7 protein-coding genes and 3 pseudogenes are annotated in these 6,791 nt (G+C 68.4%); 4 read left to right on the top strand and 6 right to left on the bottom strand.

Features of this window, described 5'->3' with window-relative positions; translation table 11 throughout:
* Nucleotides 1-304 precede the first annotated feature (304 nt).
* The 3 genes and pseudogenes from VIU94_RS12330 to VIU94_RS12320 all read right to left on the bottom strand — a co-directional run bounded on the left by VIU94_RS12330 (nucleotide 305) and on the right by VIU94_RS12320 (nucleotide 1,988).
* Nucleotides 305-967, bottom strand: coding sequence for a hypothetical protein (locus VIU94_RS12330; RefSeq protein WP_331910646.1), 663 nt, complete (start codon nucleotides 965-967; stop codon nucleotides 305-307).
* A gap of 34 nt (nucleotides 968-1,001) precedes the next feature.
* Nucleotides 1,002-1,712 (bottom strand): annotated as a pseudogene (locus VIU94_RS44695) (transposase); the annotation flags it as partial.
* 15 nt (nucleotides 1,713-1,727) lie between these two features.
* Nucleotides 1,728-1,988: a hypothetical protein gene (locus VIU94_RS12320; RefSeq protein WP_331910644.1), complete on the bottom strand. Its 261-nt coding sequence runs from the start codon at nucleotides 1,986-1,988 to the stop codon at nucleotides 1,728-1,730.
* 219 nt (nucleotides 1,989-2,207) lie between these two features.
* On the opposite strand from VIU94_RS12320, the gene VIU94_RS12315 reads away from it, so the two are divergent.
* The gene (locus tag VIU94_RS12315; protein ID WP_331910642.1) at nucleotides 2,208-2,654 is read left to right on the top strand and encodes a hypothetical protein; all 447 of its coding nucleotides are present in this window, start codon (nucleotides 2,208-2,210) and stop codon (nucleotides 2,652-2,654) included.
* A 117-nt stretch (nucleotides 2,655-2,771) separates the two neighbouring features.
* On the opposite strand, the gene VIU94_RS12310 is transcribed toward VIU94_RS12315, so the two are convergent.
* Nucleotides 2,772-3,434: a hypothetical protein gene (locus VIU94_RS12310; protein ID WP_331910640.1), complete on the bottom strand. Its 663-nt coding sequence runs from the start codon at nucleotides 3,432-3,434 to the stop codon at nucleotides 2,772-2,774.
* 411 nt (nucleotides 3,435-3,845) lie between these two features.
* On the opposite strand from VIU94_RS12310, the gene VIU94_RS12305 reads away from it, so the two are divergent.
* Nucleotides 3,846-4,679, top strand: a complete 834-nt coding sequence (locus VIU94_RS12305; protein ID WP_331910638.1) for a DUF3710 domain-containing protein — start codon at nucleotides 3,846-3,848, stop codon at nucleotides 4,677-4,679.
* Between the two features lie 268 nt (nucleotides 4,680-4,947).
* Here the strand turns inward: VIU94_RS12305 and VIU94_RS12300 are convergent, their stop codons facing one another.
* Entirely contained in the window at nucleotides 4,948-5,592 is a 645-nt protein-coding gene (locus VIU94_RS12300) for a GAP family protein (protein WP_331910636.1), read from the bottom strand.
* Nucleotides 5,593-5,834: 242 nt separating this feature from the next.
* On the opposite strand from VIU94_RS12300, the gene VIU94_RS12295 reads away from it, so the two are divergent.
* Together VIU94_RS12295 and VIU94_RS12290 are read left to right on the top strand one after the other, a co-directional pair.
* The gene (locus VIU94_RS12295) at nucleotides 5,835-6,170 is read left to right on the top strand and encodes a hypothetical protein (RefSeq protein ID WP_331910634.1); all 336 of its coding nucleotides are present in this window, start codon (nucleotides 5,835-5,837) and stop codon (nucleotides 6,168-6,170) included.
* Nucleotides 6,171-6,312: 142 nt separating this feature from the next.
* Nucleotides 6,313-6,399, top strand: a pseudogene (locus tag VIU94_RS12290) (TIGR03086 family metal-binding protein); the annotation flags it as partial.
* Between the two features lie 176 nt (nucleotides 6,400-6,575).
* Here the strand turns inward: VIU94_RS12290 and VIU94_RS12285 are convergent.
* A pseudogene (locus VIU94_RS12285) lies at nucleotides 6,576-6,791 on the bottom strand (1-aminocyclopropane-1-carboxylate deaminase); the annotation flags it as partial.

Below are 6,791 nucleotides of genomic sequence, written 5' to 3'. Positions count from 1 at the left end.
CGCTGATCGAGGTCGACCCCGCGCCCGCGCGGGGCAGGAACGCATGCGGCCCCGGTGTCGACCTCGCGCCGGCGGGGATGGTCCTGGATCACCAGCGTCGAGCAGGCGCTCGGGCAAGTCGATCCCGCGCTTGCGGGGATGGTCCGTAGCGCGAACGCATCAACGACCAGGACGCCGCGTCGACTTGGTTCTTGTGGGGTTGGTCGTTCGTCGGCTGGGGGTTCGGGCGGCTCCTCCTGGTCAAGGGAGCCTGTGGTCGCCATGCCGCCCTTCTTGACGGGCGGTGCAGAGTGGTGTGGTTGCTCTAGTGCTCGGCGGCGCCGTTCTCGCTGTCGATCTCGTAGATCCGCTCTTGGAGCCGTTCGCCGGCCCACTCCAGCTCGACGCCCAGGTCGAACCAGTGCCGATCCTTGCGTGCTGCGGGCTGTGGGAGGTTCACAGCTGCCCAGGAGAACACCCCCAAGAGGACGGAACGCCCGTGCTGTGTTGTCCGCACGGACAACGCAAACGGCGCGGCGAGGGCCGCGCGGGTCACCAGGATGACCTGTTCGTCCTCAGAACGCGGACGCCCACCCGTGAGAAACCGAGGCGTTTCAAGGATCTTCACCCACTCGACCACTGCGTCTTCCACCTGGGCGCGCAGGGACTCCTCGATGGCTTCCCGGACGGCCCTCGCGGGATCGTCGCCGAGCCAGCCGAGCCAGTGATCAGGATCGGTGAGTTTGCTGAAGTCGTCCTGTGGCACCCCGTGACGGGGATTCTGCTGGTACTCACCTGTCAGTTTCCCGCTGCCATCTACCACCCACGCGCCGCGGATGGCCTCGGGAGGTACGTAGCCGTTCGGGTCGTCGATATACCTCGGGTCGATCTCGGCGACGCTGCCACCGGGATTCGCAGCAGCCGCAGCCAGCAGCGCCGGCTCGTTCGGTACGCCCTTACGTCGGCTTCCTGAACCAAAAAGCCCCACGTTTCCCCCCACCCTTTGCCCGCTTCGTTGACCTTCATTGTGCCGCAGCGGAAAGGACCGGATGAGGAGGGTGTTGCGGCGACGGGTGTGTGGGGAGCCTCAGAGAGCAGGACTGGGGAGGTCCTGAGCACCAGTTGGGGGGAGTGGGTGGCCAGGACCTGGACGTCGATCCCGTGCCCGCGGGGATGCTCCAGGCAGGTCGAGGTACTGCCGCCCCTTGTGGTCGTTGACCCCGTGCCCACGGGGATAGTCCGCCGCCGTGAACAACGTGCGGCCGCAGCTGGAAGAGCTGCTGTTCGGGTCGGTGGAGAACATGTCGGTGGAGTCGGTCGACGTGGCTGACGCTGTCGTAAGAGTTGAGGCCCGGTCCACGGCCAGGCGGGCGGCCTGTCCGGGCTGCGGGTGCTGGTCGAGTCGAATACACGTGGAAGACACCGGCCTGCTCAAGCTCGGACCGCAAGCCCTTGGAGAAGCCGTATGCGGCGTCCGCGGTCACCCACCGGAACGGAATCCGGTCCGTGATCGCCCGGCGGACCATGGTCTTGGCCATCACCACCTTCGTCTCGAAGCCGACGCGTCGTCGATGCCGGCCAGGCGGCACCGGTCGCGGTCGTCCGTCCACGACGTGGGCAGATACAAGCGGCGGTCGATCAGTGTGCGGCGGCGGCCGGCGGCATAGGCGAGGAAGACTCCTGATCTGGCAGTTCTCCGTGCGGCCCGCGGTTCCGGAGTATTGCCGCTGGACACCGGCGGAGTTCGGTCAGACGGGGTAGTGCGTGTGGGCCGGGTCGTTGCAGATACAGCCGGTCGAGGGGATCGACGGGTCGCGCGAGTAGCCGGGGCAGGGGCACGCGAGACAGGGGAAGTCGATGCTGGGGGGCAGATCCAGCCCGGCGTCCGCCAGGCGTGCCTTCGCGGTCTCCTGGAGATCCTGCAGGCGTTGGTCCAGGACGGCGAAGTCGGCCGCGTTCTGTTCGTAGGCGAGCTTCAGCTCGTTCGAGAGTTCCTGCTGCTGGCTCATCTTCCCTCCGGACGAAGATCGGACGGCCCCTTTCAGTCTCCCTCCGCAGGCAGGCGCCTGCATGCCGGGGCCGTTCATCACTTCGTGCGACAGCCGGCCGCGGGTGCCTGAATTGTTGGCGAGGTCTGGGAACACGTCTCGCGTGTCGGGCTAGCCTCTCGAAGAGTGGCGGGCCCGTGGGCGGGGGCCCTAGCCGTGGGCAGGTAACAGGGGGGCTTGGTGGGGACGATCCTCAAGGGCATGAGCCGCATTCGGTGGCACGAGTTGACGCATGCCTACGGATCCGCAAAGGATGTTCCGGGCCGACTGTCGCGAGTTGCCTGGGGCGACGCCCAGACGAGTGCTGTTGCGTTGAGTGATCTCGGGCTGTGGCTCGGTGAGCTGGCCGTCTTCGATGCGACGGTTGCAGCGGTGCCCTTCCTGTGGGATCTCGCCGTGACCGATTCCGTGGCCACCCGACCTGGGGTGATCGAACTACTGCAGGCGATCCTCGAACATGGCAGTCTTCAAATCGAGGTGCAGCACACGGCTCACCAAGCCGTGCTCAGCGGCAGCAGCACCGTGGACCTGCTGACCAGCGACAAGGATCCTGCGGTAGGGGCGGCGGCCCGCGGCCTGGCGGCAGCAATCGACAGCCACGCATGCCAGGCCTGCCGCACAGCATGACGGCTGGCCTGTCCGGCACTTCGCCCGCGTTCTCCGCCGCCGCTCAACGTGGCAGGCACCGACTCTCCTCACGCAACGCACAACCTTCATACCGGAGCAAGCACCCAGGCGCTGCTGCTAAATCTCCTCCAGCACCGGATTGGTGTCCTGCGCCTCGTCCAGCAGCACGAAGTCTCCCGGAAGACGAGGCCGCGTCAGCGCCCACATCTTCAGGTAGTGATCGTGCTTGAACGGCAGCACCCCGCCTGGAGTGCAGATGTCGTCCCACGCCCAGCGCGCGCGGCGCAGCAGCACCTGTGCCAGATACTGCGCCCCGTTCTCGTCCAGCCCGTTCACCCGCCCCAGATGCCGGGCCGCCACCCGCTCGTCCGTTCTCCAGCAGAACCGCTGAACCATCTCCATCACCAGTCGGGCCTGGGTCGTCGCCCTGATTCGCCGCTTGCCGACTGCCAAGTCCCCCTGAAGGCCCAGCAGGTACGCCGTCCGCTTCAACGGCATGTGCTGCGAGGCGTTCAGCCGGTCCTGGAACCGTCGGCCGACCGCACGATGCGCCAGCGAGTGAGACGTACTGCACCGCACGTTCGACCCGAACCGGGTCTTCGCCTCGTCCGCGATCGGTTTGTTGAACGCCACATACAGACCACGTCGACGCGTGGCCGCCCCCATCAGCACCAGCGTCGACGTCTTGCCCGTCCCCGCCCCGGCAACCAGCGCCAGATCCCCGCCGGCCGCGAACACCTCGCGCGCCGCGTCCTGCTCACCCGTCGCCCGCAACCCCACAACGCACCCCTTGTCCGCCCCGCCCCAGCCACCGGTTCACTGCCCCGCCGCCGCCGGCACTCAGGGATCCGGCGGCGGACCGAAGCATCGCAGCGCCCGCTGACACACCAGCCCGCTCACCAGGCACGCCTCACGGACCTCGATGACCCCGCCGCCCCCGAAGCGCCGGCCGAACCCCCCGACGCGCCGCCCGAACTCGCCGGCACCCGCCGCTTGAGCGATCGCTATGAGTAGGTCACTGTCGAGGTCCACAAGGTCAGTACGGGCGACAAGAGGTGGTACGTGTCAGGCGCTGAAGCGAACCGGCTGCTTAGGCAGTACCAGCGCGACGGGGCTCTGACTCCGAGGGACATCGAGTAGGCAGGCTTGGCCGCCCAGGGACAGGGCGTCACCCCGGGAAGAGTTCTTCAGGTGGCTGCTCAGATCGCGCTGATCGGGCGATGGGAGAACGACCTGCCGGACGACGACATCGCTGCAGCAGTCGCCCTCCCGGGCAAAGATGCCGGCACCGTCCTGGTCCGCGGATTGCGGGGCGATCTCACCGCGGCCAAAGACATAGAGAACCGTGGCCTGCTCACTCTGGAGAATGTGCTGAGCCTCCTGACTACCGTGATTCAGGTCGACGGACTCGACGACCTCGGCGTCGAGGAGCTGATGGAGTTCGCGGAGGCCAAGTGCCACGAAGTCCCTGGCATGGGTCTGGCCCCAGCGACCCCCTGTCGAGGAATCGAGACGGGCCCCTGGGACGCAAGCGAAGCCCACCTGCACGCCGGCGATCGGATCGACCTTGGCGGGCTCCGGCTGCGGCGCGAGCCGGGTATTCGTCTGGACCTTCCCCCCTCAGGCAGGAAGCACCTTGCCGTAACTGTGATCAAGGGGCTGACAGCGATCCAGCTCCAGGCCTGGTCCGCAGACTCGAAGACGACATGGGAGTCGAGCCGCCAGACGCTCACGCGCGAAGTACGAGCAACCGGCGGGGACGTTGCGGAGTGGGCTGGACGAGTCGGCCTCGAGCTCCGCGCCGAGGTACCGGTCGCCGGGCCGGGCGGAATCCAGCACGTCCGCTTCATCGGTTGCGATGGCCCGGGGTGGTTGATCCGAGGAGTGATCTCAGGGGAAGGGGCTGCACCTGACAGCCGCGAGGAGTGGCCCTATGACGTCTACCAGAGCACGGTCGTCGTCCCTGGGCGCCGTGGCAATGACGGAGATCCGATCCCTCTTCGAGAGCCCCGGAACCTCATATGAAGCGCGATGCCGCGCAGAGGCCCTACGGACCAGACACTGGCCCAAGTCCCACCGCAGACAACAGTCGGCTGGCTGCGTAGGTCAGAAGCAGAAGCAGAAGCAGAAGCAGAAGCAGGAGCACGAGCAGAGGGAGGTGACGTCGACCCCGTGCCCGCGGGGATGGTCCGTGCGGGCACGGGGCGAGCGGGCTCTGCGCCATGTCGACCTCGCGTTCGCGGAAGACCATCGAGCCGGATGGGGGCGGTGATGGCCACGGGGGCGGCTTGTGTCAGGTGACCAGTTCGTAGATGCTCCGGGCCGTCAGCCATATGCCGGCGGCCAGGGCAAGGGTGACGATGAGCTGCTCCTGGTGCTGCCCCAGCCGGTTCCGCAGGGTGTTCAGGCGGGCGTTCGCGACCGCGGGCACCCAGATCGCGTACGTCTCCATGACGATGAGGCTGAGCGTGGCCAGCAGGCAGTAGGCGGTCAGCGCGAGCCAGTCGGCGAGGGTGGAGAGGTTCGCGTCGACGGCCGTCGCGGCACCGGCGCCGACCAGCCCCCAGGGTTGCAGCAGCCACGCCAGACCAGCTGCTGTGACCGGGGACGCGTTATCGATCCGGGCGGCCCAGCGTGGCGGGCCGTGCGGGCGGGGCGGCCGCCGCCGCCGGTACGCCCCGTACAACACCAGTGCCAGACCGATGGCGAGTTTCGCGGCGATCGCGGCAGTCGAGGGCGCGCTGTGACGGGCTGGGGGCTGACCGCCGGTGAGCAGCACCACGACGGCGATCACCGTGATCAGGTTGGCCAGCCACGACAACAGGAAGGCCAGACCCTGACGGACGCTGCGCCGCGACGAGAGCAGCAGGATGAAGGCGCTGTTGTGCAAAGGCCCCAGGGTGATGGCCGTGCCGATCACCACCAGGTCGAGGACCATCGCACCAGTCGCTCCTGGATGTCGGGGCCGTCCGCAGCCCATGGACGAGGGGCCGGCCGGCAGAGGGATACGGCGCTGATACGCATTCCGACTCTGCCGGTGCCGTCCAGGCCGGTCAAGCAGGCCACGCCCATGAAGCCCTGCCGGTCCGTTTGGAGAGTGCATCGCCGGATTACGTCTGCCTCGGCTTCCAGGCGTACCAGCTCATCGGTGCCGCGCCAGTCATGGCGATCGGCCGCTCCGTGTCTCGAATCGGAGACACGCCCCTGCCCGTCTCCACCGCCACCGCCCTCGTTCCCGTGCTCAAGAACCACCGCGAGGACGCGGTGCGCGACGTCCTGCACGAGGCGAGCGAGACCGTCCGTACCAAGGGCGGCAAACTGACCGTCGCCCTTGTGAGGAGCACCGTCAAAGCCCGCGGATTCGTACCCGCCCCGAAGGCCGGCGACGACCAGGAGGACGAGCAGCGCCGCCGTGCCGACGAGCGCGCTCGGGATGGTGTCGGAGCACGACCACAAGCGCGTCCCGCGCGCACTGGTTCTCTGCGAGGGCAGCATGGCACGGGTCCCGGCCCGTGACGCTGTTGCGTACCAGGACGAACTACAGCAACAGCGAGGCCCGGAGGCAGAACCGCAACCGCTGGCCGTGTTCTAGAACGGCCTTGGGGAAAATGGGTACAGCCGGGTGGGCGGCGGCCGCGTGGGTCTCCCGGCCGACCGGCGCGAGACGCTGCCCCGAGTCCTCGGCGAACTGGCGGAGGCTTGGCGGGACCCGTCCGCAGGGACCGGCATGACCCGTGCGGGTGGCACGCCGACGTGCGCGAGCACCTGGGTGGCGGTGACCGGGACGACGACCGTGGCGATGCCCCAGCTGGTGGAGGCCGGCCCCTGGAAGCGCCTCGCGTGGCACCGGCGCGCGTCCAGGCGAGCCGTCGCGGCCCGGCTCTGAGGAGGCTGAAACCCCCTCCCTCACCTCCCGTCCCGCTACCTGGGACCGAAGGTGTTGAGGAACACCACAGGCTCGCCGTTGAAGCGCCCCGCCCCGTCGAGGGCGATGAGCGCCGCGAGCGCCTTGGCGGTGTACGTCGACTCCAGCTCCAGGCCGGCCTCCGTCGCCGCGCGGCGAAGTGCCCGCGTTCCGGGCTCGGTCGGGTGAGCGTAACCGGCGCCGAGCCATCCGTGCTCCGTGACGACGTCGGC

It is taken from the genome of Streptomyces sp., from assembly GCF_036566765.1.
Lineage (GTDB): Bacteria > Actinomycetota > Actinomycetes > Streptomycetales > Streptomycetaceae > Streptomyces.
Note: the sequence above shows the minus strand (reverse complement) of the source record. Positions and strands in the feature narration are given on the sequence as shown.

Excerpts from the sequence above, each read along its gene's own strand:
- VIU94_RS12300 (WP_331910636.1), bottom strand. The coding sequence starts at position 5,592 with ATGGTCCTCGACCTGGTGGTGATCGGCACGGCCATCACCCTGGGGCCT.
- VIU94_RS12320 (WP_331910644.1), bottom strand. The coding sequence starts at position 1,988 with ATGAGCCAGCAGCAGGAACTCTCGAACGAGCTGAAGCTCGCCTACGAA.